This window comes from Streptomyces sp. NPDC004065 (assembly GCF_044903565.1).
Taxonomy (GTDB): Bacteria; Actinomycetota; Actinomycetes; order Streptomycetales; family Streptomycetaceae; genus Streptomyces.
Genome location: NZ_JBJDQT010000004.1, coordinates 1 through 19,384, shown reverse-complemented (window position 1 = coordinate 19,384; position 19,384 = coordinate 1). Strand labels below are relative to the sequence as shown.

Annotated in this window: 14 protein-coding genes and 2 pseudogenes; 9 read left to right on the top strand and 7 right to left on the bottom strand. The window is 74.8% G+C overall.

Annotated features, from left to right (window positions below):
• Window positions 1-313: 313 nt before the first annotated feature.
• From ACI2LW_RS07485 to ACI2LW_RS07470, 4 genes are all read right to left on the bottom strand, one after another.
• On the bottom strand, window positions 314-898 hold the full coding sequence (locus ACI2LW_RS07485) for a PDZ domain-containing protein (protein WP_404730211.1): 585 nt from the start codon (window positions 896-898) through the stop codon (window positions 314-316).
• A gap of 53 nt (window positions 899-951) precedes the next feature.
• Window positions 952-3,147: a germacradienol/geosmin synthase Cyc2 gene (cyc2, locus tag ACI2LW_RS07480; protein WP_404730210.1), complete on the bottom strand. Its 2,196-nt coding sequence runs from the start codon at window positions 3,145-3,147 to the stop codon at window positions 952-954.
• Between the two features lie 491 nt (window positions 3,148-3,638).
• Window positions 3,639-4,832: a damage-control phosphatase ARMT1 family protein gene (locus ACI2LW_RS07475; protein WP_404730209.1), complete on the bottom strand. Its 1,194-nt coding sequence runs from the start codon at window positions 4,830-4,832 to the stop codon at window positions 3,639-3,641.
• A gap of 71 nt (window positions 4,833-4,903) precedes the next feature.
• Window positions 4,904-5,551: a ScbR family autoregulator-binding transcription factor gene (locus ACI2LW_RS07470; protein WP_404730208.1), complete on the bottom strand. Its 648-nt coding sequence runs from the start codon at window positions 5,549-5,551 to the stop codon at window positions 4,904-4,906.
• 294 nt (window positions 5,552-5,845) lie between these two features.
• On the opposite strand from ACI2LW_RS07470, the pseudogene ACI2LW_RS07465 reads away from it, so the two are divergent.
• The 3 genes and pseudogenes from ACI2LW_RS07465 to ACI2LW_RS07455 all read left to right on the top strand — a co-directional run.
• A pseudogene (locus ACI2LW_RS07465) lies at window positions 5,846-6,502 on the top strand (ScbR family autoregulator-binding transcription factor); the annotation flags it as partial.
• A gap of 360 nt (window positions 6,503-6,862) precedes the next feature.
• Window positions 6,863-7,708, top strand: a complete 846-nt coding sequence (locus ACI2LW_RS07460) for an NAD(P)H-binding protein (protein WP_404730207.1) — start codon at window positions 6,863-6,865, stop codon at window positions 7,706-7,708.
• 93 nt (window positions 7,709-7,801) lie between these two features.
• Window positions 7,802-8,770 (top strand): lytic polysaccharide monooxygenase, encoded by a 969-nt coding sequence (locus tag ACI2LW_RS07455; protein WP_404730206.1) that lies wholly within the window; start codon window positions 7,802-7,804, stop codon window positions 8,768-8,770.
• 18 nt (window positions 8,771-8,788) lie between these two features.
• Here the strand turns inward: ACI2LW_RS07455 and ACI2LW_RS07450 are convergent, their stop codons facing one another.
• Window positions 8,789-9,442 carry a Tat pathway signal sequence domain protein gene (locus ACI2LW_RS07450; RefSeq protein ID WP_404730205.1) on the bottom strand — a complete coding sequence of 218 codons (654 nt, stop codon included), beginning with the start codon at window positions 9,440-9,442 and terminating at the stop codon, window positions 8,789-8,791.
• A gap of 700 nt (window positions 9,443-10,142) precedes the next feature.
• On the opposite strand from ACI2LW_RS07450, the gene ACI2LW_RS07445 reads away from it, so the two are divergent.
• Together ACI2LW_RS07445 and ACI2LW_RS07440 are read left to right on the top strand one after the other, a co-directional pair.
• The gene (locus ACI2LW_RS07445) at window positions 10,143-10,802 is read left to right on the top strand and encodes a DUF6230 family protein (protein ID WP_404730404.1); all 660 of its coding nucleotides are present in this window, start codon (window positions 10,143-10,145) and stop codon (window positions 10,800-10,802) included.
• Window position 10,803: 1 nt separating this feature from the next.
• Window positions 10,804-11,241: pseudogene (locus tag ACI2LW_RS07440) on the top strand (DUF6114 domain-containing protein); the annotation flags it as partial.
• A gap of 249 nt (window positions 11,242-11,490) precedes the next feature.
• On the opposite strand, the gene ACI2LW_RS07435 reads toward ACI2LW_RS07440, so the two are convergent.
• Together ACI2LW_RS07435 and ACI2LW_RS07430 are read right to left on the bottom strand one after the other, a co-directional pair.
• On the bottom strand, window positions 11,491-13,173 hold the full coding sequence (locus ACI2LW_RS07435) for an aromatic amino acid lyase (protein ID WP_404730204.1): 1,683 nt from the start codon (window positions 13,171-13,173) through the stop codon (window positions 11,491-11,493).
• Between the two features lie 13 nt (window positions 13,174-13,186).
• The gene (locus tag ACI2LW_RS07430; protein ID WP_404730203.1) at window positions 13,187-14,161 is read right to left on the bottom strand and encodes an ABC transporter substrate-binding protein; all 975 of its coding nucleotides are present in this window, start codon (window positions 14,159-14,161) and stop codon (window positions 13,187-13,189) included.
• Between the two features lie 352 nt (window positions 14,162-14,513).
• On the opposite strand from ACI2LW_RS07430, the gene ACI2LW_RS07425 reads away from it, so the two are divergent.
• Genes ACI2LW_RS07425 through ACI2LW_RS07410 form a run of 4 tightly spaced genes read left to right on the top strand, consistent with a single transcriptional unit; the run spans window position 14,514 to window position 18,900 of the window.
• Window positions 14,514-17,405: an ATP-binding protein gene (locus ACI2LW_RS07425; RefSeq protein WP_404730202.1), complete on the top strand. Its 2,892-nt coding sequence runs from the start codon at window positions 14,514-14,516 to the stop codon at window positions 17,403-17,405.
• On the top strand, window positions 17,386-17,862 hold the full coding sequence (locus ACI2LW_RS07420) for a roadblock/LC7 domain-containing protein (protein WP_404730201.1): 477 nt from the start codon (window positions 17,386-17,388) through the stop codon (window positions 17,860-17,862). Before ACI2LW_RS07425 ends, ACI2LW_RS07420 begins: the two co-directional genes overlap by 20 nt.
• Before the next feature lie 35 nt (window positions 17,863-17,897).
• Window positions 17,898-18,314, top strand: coding sequence for a DUF742 domain-containing protein (locus tag ACI2LW_RS07415; protein WP_404730200.1), 417 nt, complete (start codon window positions 17,898-17,900; stop codon window positions 18,312-18,314).
• Window positions 18,301-18,900 carry a GTP-binding protein gene (locus ACI2LW_RS07410; RefSeq protein ID WP_404730199.1) on the top strand — a complete coding sequence of 200 codons (600 nt, stop codon included), beginning with the start codon at window positions 18,301-18,303 and terminating at the stop codon, window positions 18,898-18,900. Before ACI2LW_RS07415 ends, ACI2LW_RS07410 begins: the two co-directional genes overlap by 14 nt.
• The last annotated feature ends 484 nt before the right edge of the window (window positions 18,901-19,384 follow it).

Here is a 19,384-nt window from a genome sequence, read left to right as displayed (position 1 = left end):
CCGCCGGGGCACAAAGGCCCGCCGCCACCGGGGCACAAAGGCCCGCCGCCACCGGGGCACAAAGGCCCGCCGCCACCGGGGCACAAAGGCCCGCCGCCACCGGGGCACAAAGGCCCGCCGCCGCCGGGGCACAAAGGCCCGCCGCCGCCGGGGCACAAAGGCCCGCCGCCGCCGGGGCACGGAGACCGGCCGCCGCCGGGGCACAGAGGCCGGCGGCCCTCTCGCGGGACCGCGAGGCGGGCGACGGGGCGGCGCACGCGGGTTGGCCCGGGCCCGCGCGGGCCCGGCCCGCGCCGGCCGGCCTGCCGGTGGTTCAGACCATCACGCCCGGTGTGACGGCCAGCCGCCCGAGGCCGCCGCCGCGGTGCCGCACGGTCACCGGCACCGGCCTGCCGGGACGGGCCCGGGCGACCGCGCGGGCGAGGTCGGCGGCGGAGCCGACCCGGGCCCCGCCGAACGTCAGGAGCACGTCGCCGCGGACCAGGCCCGCCGAGTAGCCGGGCCCGGGCACATGGACACCCACGACCCGGGCTCCCGGCCCGCCGCCGGCGTCGACGGCTTCGACACCGAGAGTGGGGCGCACCGGCGCGGACACGAGCGCGGGGGCGCCGTCCGAGGGTGTGCGGGCGGGGCCCGGGCGCGGCTCCCACGCCCGCTGCACGCCCGCCGTGCCCCGCGGCTCGGCCCGGCCGCCCACCCCGATGACGGTGGCGCCGAACGCGCCGAGGCCGACGCCGGACAGGACCAGCCCCAGTCCGGCGAGCAGGCCGAGCAGCAGGGTGACCAGCCGGCGGCCGCGGCGGCGCGCGGCGTGCGGGCGCCGCCGGGTGCCGTCCGCGACGGCACCGCCCGGCGCCTGCCCGGGCATCGGCTTGGGTCGCAACGCAGTCTGTTCCATCGATTCCATCGATCGATCGCCTCCGGCTGGTGCCTACCCGGCGTCAGGGCGCGTCACGAGCCACGAACGAGTGACGCCGCGAGGAGCGGGGCGGACGGCAGGACGGGCGCGGGCGGCCGGTCCGGGAGGAAGGCGTGGGCGCGCCGGGCCAGCCACTCGGCCTTGTAGCGGTCGACGCTCCGGTGCCAGTTGAGGATGCCGGCCATCCAGTTCTGCAGGTCCGCGACATAGCCGTCCAGGGCCGCGCGCGCCTCGGGCGACAGCTCGAGGTCGGCGTGGAGGACGGGCAGTTCGTGGGCGACGACGTGCTCGAACTGCCGCATGCGCTGGGTCATCAGATCGTGCACCACGTCGAGCGCGGCCGGGTAGCCGATGCCGAAGAAGTGCTGCACCACGAGGATCGCGTTGTGGATCTCGCCCTCGTACTCGATCTCCTTCTGGTAGGAGAAGACGTCGTTGAGGAGGCAGGCGTAGTCCGCGGCGGCGTTCTCCAGGGAGCGGACCGGGCCGCTCGCGTGGACCTCGGGCGGGACGGACGGGCCGTGGCCCATGCGGCACAGGCTCAGGGTGAGGTCGGCGCCGAAGGTGGCGCGCCGCATCTCCAGGTAGTCGACGGGGTCGGGGACGCGGTTCTGGAGCTGGTTGGACAGCTCCCACACCCAGCTCTCGGTCATCGTGTCGATCGCGCCCTTGAAGGTGCGCCGCTGGTCGGGGGTCATCCCGGCGGTCGTGCGCGCCCACAGGTCGGCCAGGGCCCGCTCCATGGCGTTGACGGGGGCCGTCGCCTCCTCCCCGGCGACCGGCATGCACTGCGACAGACGGGCCGTGGTCAGCCGCGCGGCGGCCAGGTCGCGGCGGTGGCCGTACACGAGGGGGTAGTAGTCGTCGCCGTAGGTGCCGAAGGCCAGCCACTGGGCGCTCAGGGCGAGCGCCTCGGGCGTGGCGTCGGGGTCGAGGCCGGCCGAGCACAGCGCGAGGTCGTACGCGGCGAGCTTGTCCTCGTCCCAGACGCCCTCGCTGAGGATGCCGGTGCGCCGGCACCACTCGGTGAGCGAGCGGCGGGCCGCGTCCAGGTGCGGGCTGAGCGCGAGCGGGTACGGCATGCGCAGCTCGGGGATGCGGGAGGGGCCGACCTTCTGGAAGGGGACGTGCGTGTAGGCGCGCAGCCGGTTCGCGCCGGTCGCGGCGAGCAGCGCGCGGACGTCGGCCGCCGAGGTGCCGGGCCCGGTGGGGCCCGGCAGGCCGGCGGCCGGACGGGCCCGTTCGTTCATGTAGCGGCTGGAGCGGGTGTGCCACTCGTGGCCGCCGGACTGCCAGTCCTGCAGGCCCTTGGTGTAGGCGGCGACGGCCGCCACCTCGGCGGGGGTCAGACGGTGCTCCGCGGCAAGGGCGGGCACCTCGGTGAGGGCGGTGTGCTCGAACTGGTGCAGACGGGAGGTGAGCACGTCGTTGACGATGTCGGCGGCCTCCTGGGTGCTGCACCCGAAGAAGGTCTCCAGCACCAGGACGCCGTTGCTGAGCTCTCCCTCGTCCTCGACCTCCCGCTGGTAGGAGAACAGGTCGTTGCGCAGGTGCACGGCGTCGGAGAAGGTCTCCATCAGCACCCGGAGCGGCCTGGTCCCGGCGACCCGGGCGGGCACCTCGGCGGTCGCGTACTCCACGAGCCCCGCCGACCAGGGGGCGCCGCCGACCTTGCGGCGCATCTCGATGTACTCGACGGGGTTGGCGACGCGTCCCTCGTTGATGTTGGACAGCTCCCACAGGGACTCGTTGAGCAGGTGCTCGGTCGCCACGGCGAACCGCCGCCGCCAGCCGGCCGACATGGACGGCACCGTGCGCGCCCACAGGTCGGCGAGACCGGCCTCGACCGGGTTCTGCGGCTCGGGGACGGGGGTGGCCGGGTCCAGGGGCATGAACAGGGGCAGCCGGTCCAGGTGGGCCTTGCCGCCGGCGCGGTCCTGGCCGCGTTTGAAGGTCTCCAGGAAGTGGTCGTCGAAGAAGAAGACCCACACGTACCAGTCGGTGATGAGGGAGAGGGCGGGGCCGTCGCAGTCGGGGTGGGTGCAGGCGCAGAGCAGTCCGTAGTCGTGCGCGTCCAGGTCGGCCTGCTCCCAGATCCCGGAGCCCTCCAGCATGCCCATCTCGCGCGCCCAGCGCGTCGAGTGGGCGCGCGCCTCGTCGACGTGCGGGTTGAGGCGCGCGGGATACGGCAGGTAGAAGGCGGGAAGTTCGAAGGGCTGCTGCGTCATGGCCCGGCCCTACCCGTGGCGCTCCGGCGCCATCCTGCCGCCCGGCCGCGATCACACCATCGCGTGAAACGGCGACCGAAGCGGCGCCGCGGGCGGCGGACCTGGTTCCCGGCCGCCGCCGGTCCCGCGGCGCGGGCCGCGCACCGGCCGCGCACCGCACCGCCAGGCGGGCCGCGTACCGGCCGCCTACCGCACCGCTCTGCGGGCCGCGTACGGTCCGATGTGCGGCCTGCATCGGCGTCGGACAGCGGCCCGGATCGGCGCCGGGTTCCGGCCCGGACCAGCGCCGGGCTCCACCTCGGATCAGCGGCGGGCTCCTGCCCGGATCAGCGCCGCGCTCCGGCCCGGTCCGGCACCGGGCTCCCGCCCGGATCAGCCCCCCGCTCCGGCCCCGCTCCGGCCCCGCTCCGGCAGCGGTCCGGCCCCGGACTCCGCCCCGAATCGGCGTTCGTTCCGGCCCGGTTCGGCGTCCAGTTCGGCCCGGGTCGGCGTCAGGTGGCGACCTGGATCAGCGCGTGGGTGCCGCTGGTGCGCCAGCGGCCGTCCTCGGCGGCGTCGAGCGCGGCCTCGGTCGACGGGTCGAGCCCCGTGACGACGTCGGACTTCAGGGTGCGCAGAGCGGCGACCGGTCCCGGGAAGTACGCGGTGACGTCGCGGAACGGTGTGGTCGGCGGCCACAGCCGGTCGCCGACCAGGCGCCGGTAGTTCAGGTCGCCCTTCAGGACGGTCAGAGTGGCCGCGGCGAACTCCTCGCGCAGATCGCCGGGCATCTCGGCGTACGGCAGCGGGGCGCACGAGAAGGGGTGGGCGCGGATCGTCAGCCGGCCGTCGCCCAGCGCCGACCACAGCCGGTGCCCGTACCCGGCGGCGGCGCCCGGTGCCCGGACCAGCCGGCGCACCGCGTCGACCACGTCGGCGGTGGTGGCGTCGGACACGTAGTACGGGTACGGCTTGACGTGCAGGATCACGCGACCGGCACGTCCCTCGGCCAGGAGGTGGGCCACGAGCAGCAGGTCGGGGAGGAGTTCGCGGCCCGCGTTGTCGGCGACCAGGCAGAGCGTGGCGTCCGTACCGCCGGGCGGCAGCAGCGCCCACAGGGTCTCGCTGTCGTCGGCGAGGAGGGCGGGCGCGGTCCGCGCCACCTCCTCGCCGGGCGCGGAGAGGCGGAAGCCGAGGTCGGCGCGGTTGCCCCAGAGCGAACCGTGCAGCAGGGCCGTGGCGCGGGCGGCGGCCGGTTCGTCCTCCAGCGCGTCGAGCGCGGCCAGTTCCGCGTCCGTCTCCGGGGAGTCCAGTCCGGCGAGCTTGGCCGGGCGGAACGGGTCGATGCCCTGCCAGGGGCCGGGCGCGAAGTACCCGACGGCCTCGAGCAGCCGGCGGTAGAAGTAGCTCTCGGACCACAGCCACGGCACGTCGAACCAGGACCGGCCCGTGTACCGGTCCAGGCCCCAGGCCTGCCAGCGGTCGTGGTCGTGCGCGCCGGCGGGGAGCGGCTCGACGACGCCCTCGGTGCAGCTGCTCAACAGCGCGTCGAGGGCGCGGTGCTGCTCGGGGCCGTAGGGGAAGTCCTGCCGCACCTGGCGGATGATGGCCGGGTGGCGCTCGGCCAGGACACCGCGCGGGAAGGAGCCGGGCTCGTTGCCCAGGAGCAGGGGCGCGGGCGGCGGGGCTGACGGGGTGTCGGGCATGGCCTCACGCTACCGTCCGGGCCGCGCGGTCCGTTTTCCCTTGCGCCACACGGGTCACACCCGCATCGTGCTCACCCGGTGGCGGGCTCCCGCTCCAGCCGCGAGGCGAGGGTGAGATAGCGCGGGCGCCGGTGCACGGGCACCAGACCGCGGATCAGCAGGTACCACATCTCGGTGGTCCGGCGCGGCAGCCGCTCCACCGGTTCCAGGGGCCGGCCGGCGATGCGGGCGCCGACGTAGAAGCAGACCAGGGAGTGCGCGACGGCCCGCACATCGGTCTCGGGGTGGACGTCCGACTCCCGTACGGCGCCGAGGAGTTTGCGGGTGGCGACCTCGAGCCACTCGGTGAAGGGGTGCCGCAGCGGAGGGCGGGGTTCGACGCCCGCGGTGGCCAGCCGCAGGCCCGCGCGGACCACCGGTCCGTCGACGGCCTGGCGGGTGAGTACGAAGGTGATGCGGATGAGGGACTCCAGCGACGAGTAGCCCCGGCCGTCGACCTCGCTCGCCGCCCGGCACGTGGCCCGGGCCTGCAACTCCATGATGGCCTGGGCCAGATCCTCCTTGGCCGCGAAGTGGAAGTACAGGGCGCCCTTGGTGACTTTCGCGTGGGCGACGATGTCGCTGAGGCTGGTGCGCTCGTAGCCGTACCGGTCGAACAGGTCGGCGGCGGCCGTGATGATCGTCGCGCGGGTCTGCTCGGCGCGTAACTGCCTCGGCATCGACGTACCACTCCCGGGGCCGTAAAGAACGGGGCATGCCGTTTGTTTCTTCGCTCGGCGTACACGATAGCTCAGCGGCTCACCTCGTCCACCGGGCGGGTGGTAAAGGCTTGTTGACTCCGGACGGCCGGGGAGCCGGACGCCCGGACGACGGTGACGGGTCCGGATCGATGAGCGCTACAGTACGAGGCAACTGGTTTGTTTTTCGGTGAGATCTGGCGGCGGGGGACCGTACGCGACCGGCCGGCGCACCGGTCGCCGGCCGGCCGGCCCGGCGCGGACGAAGGGGTTCTCATGGCGAGGCAGGAACGCGCCATCAGGACGCGCAGAGCGATCCTGGAAGCCGCGGGCGCGGTCTTCGACGAGCACGGCTACACGTCCACCACCATCGCCATGGTGCTGGAGCGGGCCGACGTCACCAAGGGCGCCTTGTACTTTCACTTCCCCTCCAAGGAATCCCTGGCCCAGGCGGTGCTGGACGAGCAGGTGCCGCTGGGCGCGGTGCCGCGACAGGCCTGCAAGCTGCAGGAGATCATCGACATCACCTTCGTGGTCGGGCAGCGGCTGCTGGGCAACTCCCTGCTGCGGGGCAGCGTCCGGCTGACCGTGGACCAGTGCGCGCCGCCCGGCGTCGACCACACGGGACCGTTCCTGCAGTGGGCCGACCGCCTCATGGCGCTGATGGCACAGGCGCGCGAGCAGGGCGAGTTGCTGCCCACGGTGGAGCCGCGCGACACGGTGGAGCTGGTGGTCGGGGGCTTCGCCGGCATCCAGTTGATGTCGCGGGCGCTCACCGGCCGCGCGGACCTCGGGCACCGCATCTCCGTGCTGTGGGGCCACATCCTGCCGGCCGTCGCCGTGCCCGGGCTGCTGCCCGGCCTGGACACCCGGCCCGACCGGGGCGCCCGCCTGCTGGCCTCACTCGGCGCCGGCGCCCTCGAAGCCGCCGAGCGCGGGGAGTTGGCCGAGCGCGGGGAGTCCGTCAAGCGCGGCGAGTCCGTCGAGCGCGGCGAGCGCGGCGAGAACGCCGGGACCGCCGAGCCCGCCGATCGCCCCGAGTCCGCCGGGACCGCCGATCGCGCCGGGACCGCCGAGCCCGTCGGACGCCCCGAGTCCGCCGGGACCGCCGATCGCGCCGGGACCGCCGAGCCCGCCGGACGCGTCGAGAACGCCGATCACGCCGATCACGCCGATCACGCCCAGACCGTGGACGCCACGGGGGCGGCGGATGCCGCCGGGGCCGGCGCCGCGCTCGCCGTCGCCGACGGGCGCGGCGCCGCCCGCACCCTCGGCTCCCGGGAGCGCTGAGCCGTGATCCTGGTGACCGGGGCGACCGGCACGGTCGGGCGGCTGGTGGCGCGCCGGCTGGCCGGGCGTGCGCCGCTGCGGCTGCTCACCCGCGAGCCGCGGCGGCTCGCGGGAGCGCGGGCCGAGGTGGTGGGCGGCGACTTCACCGACCCGGCGAGCCTGGAACGGGCGCTGACGGGGGTGCGGTCGGCCCTGCTGGTCACCGCCGATCCGCTGACCCACGCCCACGACGAGCAGTTCGTGGAGCGGGCCCGGCGCGCGGGGGTCCGCCATGTGGTGAAGCTGTCGGCCCTCGCGGTGTCCGATCCCGCGGCCACCGACCTGGTCACCGCCTGGCAGCGCGGCAACGAGCGGATCCTGCGCGACTCCGGCCTGGCGTGGACGATGCTGCGTCCGCGCGCGTTCATGTCCAACACCCTGGGCTGGGCCCGCTCCGTGCGGGACGAGGGGGTGGTACGCGCCCTCGGCGGCAGCGCGCTGAACGCGACCGTGGATCCGCGCGACATCGCCGAGGTGGCCGCGCTCGCACTGCTCCACCCGGAGGAGCACGCGGGCCGCGCCCACCACCTCACCGGCCCCGAGCCGGTCAGTCCGGCCGGGCAGACGAGAACCCTCGCCCAGCTCCTGCGCCGGCCCGTGCGGTTCGTCGAGCTGAGCCCGGACGAGGCGCGGGAGCGGCTGCTCGCCCACCGCCCGGCGCCGGTCGCGGACGCCCTCCTGCAGAGCGCGGCGCGCGGGCGGGCGGGGGCGAAGGCGCACGTCGATCCGACGGTGGAGCGGCTGCTCGGCCGCCGCCCGCGCAGTTACCGCGAGTGGGCCGCGGACCACCTGGCGGCCTTCGGCGGCTGACACGGGCGCGTGCGTCGTTCGTTGAACGCACCGCGTCCCCGTCCCGTACTGCACGGGACAGACCGTTACGCCCCGGCCGAGGAGACGTCCGCGATGACCCGGATCAGCGCATCCCCCAGGGCCGCCGCAGCCGCCCTGGTGGCGTCGGCCCTGCTCACGCTGTGGACGGCGGGTCCCGCCGGGGCCCATGGTGCCCCGACGGACCCGGTGAGCCGGGTGTACGCCTGTTCGCCGGACGGCGGCCGGTCCGGCACGGCGGCCTGCCGGGCGGCCGTCGCCGCGAACGGCGGCCCCTTCACCGCCTGGGACAACCTGCGGGTGCCGGGCGTCGCCGGCCGGGACCGCCAGATGATCCCGGACGGCAAGCTGTGCAGCGGGGGCCTGCCCGCCTACAAGGGCCTCGACCTGGCGCGCCCCGACTGGCCCTCGACCCGTCTGGCGCCGGGCGCGCGGCTGACGATGGCGTACGCCACCACGATCCCGCACCAGGGCACGTTCAAGCTGTATCTGACCAAGCCGGGCTACGATCCGGCCAAGCCGCTGACCTGGTCCGATCTGCCCACGCGCCCGTTCGCGCAGGTGACGGACCCGCCGCTGCGGTCGGGCGCCTACCGCATCGCGGCCAAGCTGCCGTCCGACCGCAGCGGGCACCACGTGCTGTTCACCATCTGGCAGAACAGCAGCACTCCGGACACCTACTACTCGTGCTCCGACGTCGTGCTCACCGGCAACGGCGCAGGGGACGGCGACGCGGCGGGGTCCGGAGCGCGGCCGGGCGGCGGCGGTGCGGGCCGTACCAGCCGCGCCCCGAGCCCCGCCCGTACGGCCGCGAGCCCGTCGCACGCGGGCCACACGTCCGCCGCCCCGGCGAGCACGGCCCCGGCCGCGCCGTCCTCGGCCGGCGCCCGGCCGGTGCGTGGAGCCGCTCCCGACAGCAGCCCCGTCGCGTCCGCCACCGACGGCGGCTCGGGGCCGTCCGCGCCGCTGGTGGCGGGCGGCGCCGCCGCGGTGTTGCTGCTCACCGGGGGCGCCGCCCTGGCCCTGCGACTGCGCCGGCGCTGAACGCGCGGGGGCGCCGCGTCAGTTGACGTAGACGTTCGCGCCGGCGTCGGTCACCGGGGCGTACTTGGCGGTGAAGTAGCCGCTCGCGAAGCACAGGGACGAGCCGGACACCTTGCTGAACTGCTGGTCGGTGAAGCTGATGCTGTTGTCCGCGTTGTCCGCCGTGCCGGTGAGGCCGGCCGCCTGGTAGACACAGGTGATGCTGCCCAGCAGGGTGCGCAGCTTGACCGTGGTCTGGATGGTGGAACCCGCGGCCGGGGCCACCGTCACGGTGCCGTCGGAGGACACGGTGCTGGTGTACGGCAGGTGGTCGACCGTGATGGAGCTGACGCCGAGCACCCCGGTGACATTGCTCGTGCAGCCGGCGCTGTCGAACGTCTGCCCGGTCACGGACTCGGTCGCCGTGCCGGGGGCGGAGGGGTTGCCGGTGACGGTGGCGGTGAAGGTCGACGAGGAACAGGAGACCCCGCTGGTGCCGGTCGCGCTCGAGTAGAGCGTGGCGGTGGTGCCGCTCGCCAGCTGGGCGGACAGGACGTCACCGGCCGCGACCGGGGTGCCACCGGTGCCGCCCGTGGTGAGCACCGCGCCGTCGGCGGCGGAGGCGGGGGCGCTCGCGGGCAGCGAGAGCGCGGCGACGGCGGCGGCGAGGGTGAGGAAGGAACGCGTACGCATTGCGGTGCCTCGATTCCGAGTGGGGGGCTGACGGGGAGGAACGCCGCGGAGGCGTCCGCCGTCCCCGGCCCGTCACGCCTTCTCCTACGTGACGCACCGGTGACGGCAGCCGGCCGGTGACCGGCCGGAGGCCCGGGGGGAAGGCCTCCGGCCGGGCCGGGGCGGTGATGCGGCCGGACCTGACCGGCCGGGGTGAACCGCGGCTTCGGCACGAGGGTGCGCGTGGCCGGTGCCGGCCGGTCGGTGAAGCGAGGTGCCGGTGCCTGCCGGCCGGTGGGGCGAGGTGCCGGTGCCTGCCGGCCGGTGGGGCGAGGTGGCCGGAGCGCGCCGTGAAGGGGCGGAACCCGGGAGGAACGCGGCGGCGCCGCGCGGCGGATCCGGCGCCACGGATCCGGGGGGAACACGGATGGTTGTAGACCTGTTGCTCCGTCAACGTCAATACGCGGCAAGGAAGTTGGCGGTGAAGCGGCGCCCGGGCCGGGTGCGGGACCAGGTGCGACACACGAAGGACACGTTTCTTTCACACGCACCTTGACCCGCAAATGTAACCACCGGTAACTTCCTGGACGGTTACTGCCGCGTAACGAGAAAGCCCTTGCATCCACCGGGAGATGACGGGCGTCCGCGGCAGCCGCTGTCCGCGCCAGGACAACGGGCCGCCGAACTGGGACCAGCACTGACTACGCGCATGGGAGCAGACATGGCCTCGTCCCCGGACCTCAACCCTTCTTCCGCCGGCGGCCTCCCCGAGGATCCGGCGAGCGCTTCCCGCGTCGGCCGGGTCCGGCTGCGCCGGGCGGCGGTGATGGCGGTGCCGGCCACGCTGGTGGCCGCGGGCCTGGCGGTACTCACCGCCGAGGGCGCGCTGGGTGTGCAGTTCGCCATCTCCGGAATGCCCTTCACGGTGACCGCCACCGAGCTCAACGGCACCGGCTTCGAGCAGTTCGGCTCCCTGGACAACATGGCCGAGGACAGCCCCAACCAGGGCGACACCGGCGGGCAGGTCCTGGTGGTGACCTCCGCGATCAAGAACGCCACCCTGACCAAGCTGTGCCAGAGCGTCGACCTCGGCGGCACCAACCTGCTGATCACCGCGGGCGGCGGAGCCGACAAGGTCCAGGCGAGGGACCTGACCACCGACTCGACGGAGCTGTCGGGTGACGCCGCGTTCAACAGGATCGAGATCGGCAACGACGCCAGCACACTCACCAAGGCGGGCGTACAGGGCCCGAAGGGCGTGTTCAGCCAGCAGGCCGACACGGTACGCATCGCCAACCTGCGGCAGACCAACTACGCCACGACGGCGGGCGTGTTCAAGCTGCCCGGGCTCAAGCTTCGCTTCAGCGGGTCGGGTTGCTGACATGACGGCGGCCGGCAGACCCGTGGAAGGCGTGGTGGTGGCGGACCGGCGCCCCGGTCCACGGGCCGCCTTCCGCCGCTGGCGATCCCGCCGCCCGTTCTGGGGCGGGCTGCTGCTCACCCTGGGCGGGGCCGAGATCCTGCTCACCGAGAAGGCGTCGCTGAAGGTCGTCCTGCACATCGGGATGCAGGGCCTGGCCGGCTATCTGCTGCCCACGCTGATGGTGCTGTGCGGCCTGCTGACGCTCTTCAACCCGGCCCAGCGCCTGTTCTACTCCCTGACCGGCATCCTGCTGTCCCTGGGCACCTGGGTCACCTCCAACCTGGGCGGCTTCTTCCTCGGCCTCCTCCTCGGGGCCGCCGGAAGCTGTCTGACGTTCGGCTGGCTCCCCGACCAGGAGCCGCGCCGCGGACCGCGCGGCCGCCGCGGGCGGACCGCCCGGACGGGCACGGCAGCGGACGGCCGCACGGCTGCGGACGGCCGTACGGGGCGGGACGGCGGGGAGACCACGGCCGGGACCGGAGCCGTCCCGGCCGGGACCGCCACGGCCGGCACCCCTCCGGCCGCGACCGCTTCGGCCACTGCGGCCACTGCGGCCACTGCGGCCACAACCGGTTCGGCTCCCGTGTCCGCGACCACGACGGACTGACGCCGGGGCAGGAGTCGTGGTCGGGGTCCGGGGCCGGGGTCACAGGTCCGCGAGCACCCGCAGCAGCTCCGCCGCCGCGGTCACGTCGGCGGTCAGCGGCCGGTCCTCCGTCCCGTCCGGCAGCGCGGCGGCGGCCACGGTGAGGACGGCGACCTCGGGCGGGCCCGACTCCGACCGGAGCCGCAACGCCCGTACGGCGGCGACGAGTTCGCAGGCCACCACGGTGGCGTAGGCGTCCACCGCGCGCAGCGACTGCCGGGCGGCCTGGGAGGCGAAGCTGGCGGCCTCCTCCAGGCCGTGGGAGAGCACCGCGTGACCGAGCGAGGCGGGAGCGGCGCACAGGCGCAGCTCCGCGAGGGCGGAGTGGGCGGTGTACTCCAGGATCATCGTGCCGGAGCTGCTCGCCGGGCCGTCGGCCAGGAAGGCGGGCAGACCGGTGAGGTCGGGGCGGCCGAGCGCGGTGAGGCGTGCGGCGGACAGCTGTGCCGTCTGCACCAGGGCCAGGTTCAGCGCGTCCAGGGCGAGGCCCAGCGGGGCCGCGTAGAAGCCGCCGTGGTGATGGGCGGCAGTGCCGTCGGGCGAGACGAGCGGGTTCTCCGAGGCGCGGTTGACCTCGGCCTCGACGATCCGGCGCAGTGCGTCGGCGGCGTCCAGAGCGGGGCCGTGCGCCTGCGGGAAGGCCCGGAAGCCGAACGGGTCCTGTATCCGGCGGCCCCTGCCGCGCGGCCGGTCGGGCAGGCCGAGCAGCCGCCGCACCTCACCGGCCGCGCGGACGACGCCGGGCTGGGGGCTTCCGGCGTGCACCTCGGCGGCGTAGGCCTCCGGCGAGCCGGCGACGGCGGCCAGGGACAGGGCCGCCACCGCGTGCGTGGCGCGCAGCAGCACCCCGAGGTCGTGGCAGGCGAGCGCGGCCTGCCCGAGGGTCAGCGCGTTGCTGCTGAGCAGCGCGAGCGCGTCGCCGGGCCGCGGCACGACAGGCGCGGGTAGCCCTCCGGCCTGGGCAACGGTGCCAGGGGTGCCGGCGCCGGGCGTGCGAGCGCCGGGCGCGCCGTGCTCCCGGCCGTCCGGAGTCCCGGGCACGCGAGTCCCAGGCACGCGAGCCCCGGGCGCGCGAGTCCCGGGCGCGCCGCGCTCCCGGTCGTCCGGAGTCCCGGGGCCGCCGCGCGTCGCGTCCTGCGGGGTGTCGCTCAGCCAGGGGCGTTCGCCGATCAGGGTCAGACCCGTCTGGGCCAGGGCCGTCAGGTCGCCGGTGCCGAGGCCGCCGTACTCGTTGACGGCCGGATGCACGCCGAGGCGGAGGGCTTCGGTGAGTGCGGTGACGAAGGCGGGCTGGATCCCTGAGCCGCCCGCGAGCAGCTGGTTGGCGCGGACCGCCATCATCGCCCGGACCTGCCGGGCGGGCAGCAGCGCGCCCGCCCCGCCGGCGTGGCTGCGCAGCAGCCGCAGACCGTGGGCGGTCTCGTCGCCGTCGTCGACGGGCACCGAGCGGTGCGCGCCCACGCCGGTGCCCCGGCCGTACAGCCTGCCGCTCGCGGCGAGGCGTCCGGCCGCCTCCCAGGAGCGGCGGGCCCGGTTCATCGCCCGCGGCGGTACGACGGGTACGGCCGAGCCGTCGGCGAGGCGGACCAGACCGGTCAGCCCGAGGCCGCGCCCGTCCAGCACGACGCGGGTGCCACCGGGGCCCGGGGACACCCGCGTCGGGTCGTCGGCGGCCGTGGACAACGGCGGCGGACGGTCAGTCCAGGCCCGCGGACTTCAGCCAGGCCCTGGCCACGTCCAGCGGGTCCTTGTTCTGGGACTGCACCTGGGTGTCCAGGTCCAGCAGGGTGGCCGTGTCCAGCTTGGCGGAGACGGCGTTGAGGGCGTCGACGCCCTTCTGGGGCAGCCCGCTCTTGTATACGAGCGGCTGGACGTTCTCGAACCCGAAGAGGTTCTTCGGGTCCTGCAGGACGACGAACTTCTCCTTGGAGATGGTCGGGTCGGTGGTGAAGACGTCCGCGGCCTGCACGGTGTTCTTCTTCAGCGCCGCCTGGGTCAGCGGGCCGCCCGCGTCCAGCGCCTTGAAGGACTTGAACTCCAGGCCGTAGACGGACTTCAGGCCGACCAGGCCCTGCTGCCGGGTCTGGAACTCCGGGGAGCCGCCGATGACCAGGTCCTTGGCGGCGTCCTTGAGGTCGGCGATGGAGGACTGGCCGGTGAGGTTGTACTTCTTCGCCGTCGCCTGGTTGACGGTGACGGAGTCCTTGTCCTGCGCGGGCGCCGGCTCCAGCAGCGCCAGCTTCGCGTCGAGCCTGGCGTTGATGGCGGCCGTCGTGGCGGCGACCGTCTTGGGGGCGGCGTTCTTGTCCAGGTAGGCCAGCAGCGCGCCGTTGTACTCGGGCAGCACGGTGATCGAGCCGTTCTTCAGCAGGCCGTACGTGGTCTCGCGGCTGCCGATGTTGGGCTTGTAGGTGACCTTGATGCCCTTGGCCTTGAGGGCCTCGCCGTAGATGTCGGCGATCAGGATGCTCTCGGCGAAGTTGTTGGAACCGACGACAACGGTGTCACCACTCGCCTGGCCGTCCCCCGACAGGGGGTTGTCGGACGTGTCGCCGGAGGACGATGAACAGCCGGCGCACAGGGCCACGAGTGCCGCGCTCGCGGCGAGAGCGACGGCGGCGGCGCCGGGGCGGCTCGTACTGGACCTGGTGCTCTTCGCGTAAGCAGTCACAATTCCCGTTCCGGGCTGAGGTGTTGGTGGAGCGCTGACAGTGGCGGAGACGCACGGGCCGAGGGCGCCGCACTTTCCTGATCCAATCCAGCGGGTTCTCGGTCAGTCAAGGGCCTCAGGGTCACCGATTGGCTTCGATCGGTTGCCAGTTGTGGAGGACAAGCGGTGGCTTCGTAACACATTCTTGACATGGGACCGGGCGAACGCGGTCTCCAAGAGGCGGTAGGTTCAGGGCAGTTGACGTCAGGCACAGCGGTGTGCGGGGGCCGCTCGGGCATCCTGCGCGACGTCTTTGCCGGACCGTCCCCGGGTGGGAACTCCCGGGTGAAGAGATCCTTCGAAGGAGGCCCCGGTGTCCACGAACGGGGTGGACGCGCCCGCCCGGCCGGCCCCTCGGGTCCCCAGCGGCGGCATCACGGACTTCGCCGACCGGTGGCCCTTCCGGCGCAAGCTCAACGTCCTGGTCGGCGTCCCGCTCACCGTGGTCGCGGTGCTGCTCGCCTACCTCATCACCGACCAGGTGGGACAGGCCCGGGACGCCGCGTCGGCGGCCCGGCTGGTCCGGGACAGCGCCCAGGTCGCCGCGCTGGTGGACCGGGTGGAGGCCGAGCACCAGCAGGCGATCCTGCTCTCGGTGCGCTACGAGGCCGCGGGCGCCGGCGCCAAGCCGTCGACGGCCGCCTACCGCAAGGCGCAGGCCGCGGTGGACGCGCAAGTCGCCAGGGTGCGGCGGGCGTTCGGCGACCGACTGCCGGACACCGAGGCGCAGGCGCTGAAGGAGATCGAGGGCCTGACCAGCCTGCGCGACACCGTGGAGCGGAGCCACCTCCCGGCCGACAACATCGACCCGGCCTACACGGGCGCCGCGAAGAACCTGATCGACGGCCTCGGCCTGGACCGCAACGCGGCCCTGGCGGCCACCTTCACCGGCAACCTGCTGGACTCGCTGCTGCGCGCCGACGCCGCCCACAGCTCCTTCGAGACCAGCGTGTTCTCGGCGACGACCGGCGACTCCAACGCGCTGATCGAGTACAACGCGGCCGTCGGCGCCCACCAGGTGTACTCCTACCAGGCCGACCGCTTCGCGCGGTTCGCCACCGCCGCGCAGGCGGACCGGCTGGCGCGGATGGAGCACACCGCCGCGCAGCGGCAGATCGCCGAGGCGTACGCGGAACTGCAGATCGACCCGAGCGGACTGCAGGCCGGCACCCCCGCCGGGGTCCGCCGCGCCTTCCGCGACGCGCTCGGCGACTACCCGGCCTACCCCCGGCAGGCCGCGGAGCGGCTGCGGATCGCCTCCTCGCTCATCGACGAGATCGCCGACCGGGCCGACGACGCCTCGACCGACGCCTGGTGGCGCGCCCTGGTCCTGCTGGCCGCGGCCCTGCTCGGCTTCCTGTTCTGGCTCGCGTGCTCGGTGGCGGTGCGCCGCTCGGTGGTCCGGCCGGTGCAGGCGCTCACCGAGGCCGCGCAGGAGGTCTCCGCGGCCACCAGCCGGGAGCTGTCCCGGGTGGCCGACGACGACGCCGAGGACTCCGGCCCGCCGCGCCTGACGGACGTGCCCGTCACCGCGCGCGACGAGATCGGCGAACTCGCGGACGCCTTCAACCAGGTGCAGACCACGGCCGCCGCGCTGCTCGAGCGGCAGGTGCTCAGCCGCCGCAACGTGGCGGAGATGTTCGGCAACGTCGGCCGCCGCGTGAGCAACCTCACCACCCGTCAGCTCGCCCTGATCGACGCGGTGGAGCGGGGCGAGACCGATCCGGCCCTGCTGGAGCGCCTCTACTCCATCGACCACATCGCCGTACGCCTGCGCCGCAACGCGGACAGCCTGATGCTGCTGGCGGGCATCCGCGAGACCGTCCTGCACTCCGGGCCCACCGAGCTCACCAACGTGGTGCGCGCCGCCCTCGGCCAGATCGAGGGCTACCAGCGGGTACGGCTGCACGCCGGGACCGAGGTCATGGTCGAGCCCGACATCGTCGGCGACCTCACGCTGATGGTGGCCGAACTGCTGGAGAACGCCGTGTCGTTCTCCCCGGCCGGCAGCTCCGTGGAGGTGACCGTGCGCTCCGGCGACGAGGGCGCCTCGATCGTGGTCGCCGACCACGGACTCGGCATGAGCACCGAGCGCCTGGCCGAGGAGAACGCCCGCCTGATCCGCCGCGAACGCCTCGACGTCGTACCGACCAAGGTGCTCGGCCTGTTCGTGGTCGGCGCACTGGCCCGCCGCTGGGAGGTGGGCGTCACCCTGTCACGCACCCCGGGCGGCGGCGTGACGGCCGAGGTGACCATCCCGTCCACCCTGCTGCTCACCATGAGCGCGGTGACCGCGGGCGGCCCGCCCGCGGCCGGGGGCCCGACCACCACAGCGGACACCGCGGACACCGCGGACACGGTCGGCACGGCGGACAGCGCCGCCGGCACGGAGGCGGTGTCCGCCGCCGGAACGGCCGGAAGCGCGCCCGGGAGGACCACCGTCGCCGGAACGGCCGGAAGCGCGCCAACGGCGTCCGACACGGCCACGGCGCCCGACGCGGCCACACCGGCCGCCCCGGATGCCGGGCCCGCCGCGCACGCGGCCGCCGCCTCCGCCGCGGAGGCGCCCGCGCCCCCGTCCGCCGGCGACACTTCCCCGCTGCCCCGCCGCCTCCCGCGCCGGGACCCGGCCACCCCCGGAACCCCGCCCGCCCCGACGACGGCGACGACCGCGAGGACGGCCCCCGGCGCACACCCCACCGACCCGCCCTCCACCACCGCCCGCTCCGCCAACCCCTCCCCCACCACCGCCCCTTCGTCGGACGCCCCGGCCTCCGCGCGCCCCCTGCGCCGCCGGGTCCGCGGTGCCACCCTGCTCCAGGCGGGCACCGGCGCCCCGGCCCAGCAGGCCGTGCCCCGGGCCACCGCACGGCCCGCCGACGCCGAGGCGGTACGGTCCGCGCTCGAGGAGTTCGAGGCCGCGGTGGAACGGGCCCACCGCGACAGCGACACCGGCACCGGCACCGGCACCGGCATCCACACGCGCCCCGCCGGCCCGGCCCCCGAGCGCGCGGCCACCGGCTCGCACCACGCCCGGCACGCGCAGACGCCGGCGCGCGGGCAGGACGAACAGCACAGGCACCACCCGGACCACGCGCACGACCACGACCACGACCACGACCACGACCACGACCACGACCGGAACGACGAGAACGACCGGATGGACTCCCGGAAGGAGCCGAGCAGTGACCACGTCGACAGGTGACACTCCGACGGGAGGCACCACGCCGACCGATCTGCAGGCCGCCGCAGCCGACTTCACCTGGCTGCTCAACCGCTTCGCGACCGAGACCGCGGGCGTCGTCGACGCCATCGCCGTGTCCTCGGACGGACTGCTCATCGCGGTCTCGGAACTGCGCGAGCACGCGGACTCCGAGCGGCTGGCCGCCATCGTCTCCGGCATCACCAGCCTCGCCGCCGGCGCCTCCGGCAACTACGGCCTGGGCGGCCTGAACAAGGTCATCATCGATCTCGAGGGCGGCCATGTCCTGGTCTCCGCGATCGGCAGCGGCGCCGTGCTCGGCGTGGTCGCCGACAAGGAGGCCAAGCTGGGCAACATCGCCTACGAGATGACCCTGTTCGCCAACCGCGCCGGTGCCGCGCTGAGCCCGCAGCTCGTGCTCGAACTGAAGAAGAACGTCGGCGCCGCGTCGGCGCGCTGACCGGTCGCCGCCGGTCGAGGAAGGAAGAAGCACCCATGGCGGACGGCTCCCCGTCCCCGGGCACCGACCCGGTCGGCCCCGCCCCCGCCGTACGGCCGTTCCTGGTCACCGCCGGCCGGGTGGCGCCCACCGCGTCCGGCCGGCCGGTGCCCGTGGAGACCCAGGTGGTGGCCACCGCCGCGGGGCTCGAGGCACTGGACCGGCTCTCCTTCGAGCAGTACGACATCGTCGCCGCCTGCCGGCGGCCGCAGTCCATCGCGGAACTCGCGGCCCGGCTGCGGATGCACCTGAACGTGGTGCGCGTCCTCGCCGAGGACCTGCGTGCGGCCGGGCAGCTGACGGTGCACGTGCCGGACTCCGAGGCCACCCACGACGCATCCGTCCTGCGAAGGGTTATCGATGGCCTGCGGGCCATCCCCGACTCCCGGGGAGTACTCCGTGACACCGACTGAACCACTCGTCCACGCCGCGGCCGGGCAGCCCGCCGTCCGACCGCCGCTGCCGGTCAAGATGGTGATCGCGGGCGGCTTCGGCGTGGGCAAGACCACCGCCGTGGGCGCCATCTCCGAGATCGAGCCGCTGACCACCGAGGCGGCCATCACCGAGGTCGCGGCGGGCGTGGACGACCTGACCCACACCCCGCGCAAGACGACGACCACGGTCGCGATGGACTTCGGCTGCATCACGATCGACCCGACGCTGAAGCTGTACCTGTTCGGCACACCCGGGCAGGAACGGTTCGGCTTCATGTGGGACGACATCGTGGAGGGCGCGGTGGGCGGCCTGGTCATCGTCGACACCCGGCGCCTGGACGACTGCTACGCGGCCGTCGACTACTTCGAGCACCGCGACATCCCGTTCGCCGTAGCCCTCAACGCCTTCGACGGCCGGGTGGAGCACTCCCTGGACGAGGTCCGCTGGGCACTGGACGTAGCCGACCACGTCCCCGTGGTCGTCTTCGACGCCCGCGAACGGGGCTCGGTACGGGACGCCCTCCTGCTGGTCCTGCGACTGGCCCTGGCCCGCACGGAACACTGACCCCGAGCCCCCTCCGACCCCCGGGGCGCAGCCCCGCGGGGGTGCAGGGGCGGAGCCCAGCGGGGGTGCAGGGGCGGAGCCCAGCGGGGGTGCGGGGGCGGAGCCCCGCATGGGGTCCGGGGCGCAGCCCCGTGACGGCAACCTCCCACCCCACCGAGACGGGCGGGCCGGACGGGGCAGAGAGGGGTGCGGGGGGCGCAGCCCCCGCCCGGGGTGCAGGGGCGCAGCCCCGCACGGGGTCCGGGGCGCAGCCCCGCACGGGGTCCGGGGCGCAGCCCCGCACGGGGTCCGGGGCGCAGCCCCGTGACGGCAACCTCCCACCCCACCGAGACGGGCGGGCCGGACGGGGCAGAGAGGGGTGCGGGGGGCGCAGCCCCGCCCGGGGTGCAGGGGCGCAGCCCCGCACGGGGTCCGGGGCGCAGCCCCGTGACGGCAACCTCCCACCCCACCGAGACGGGCGGGCCGGACGGGGCAAAGGGGGGTG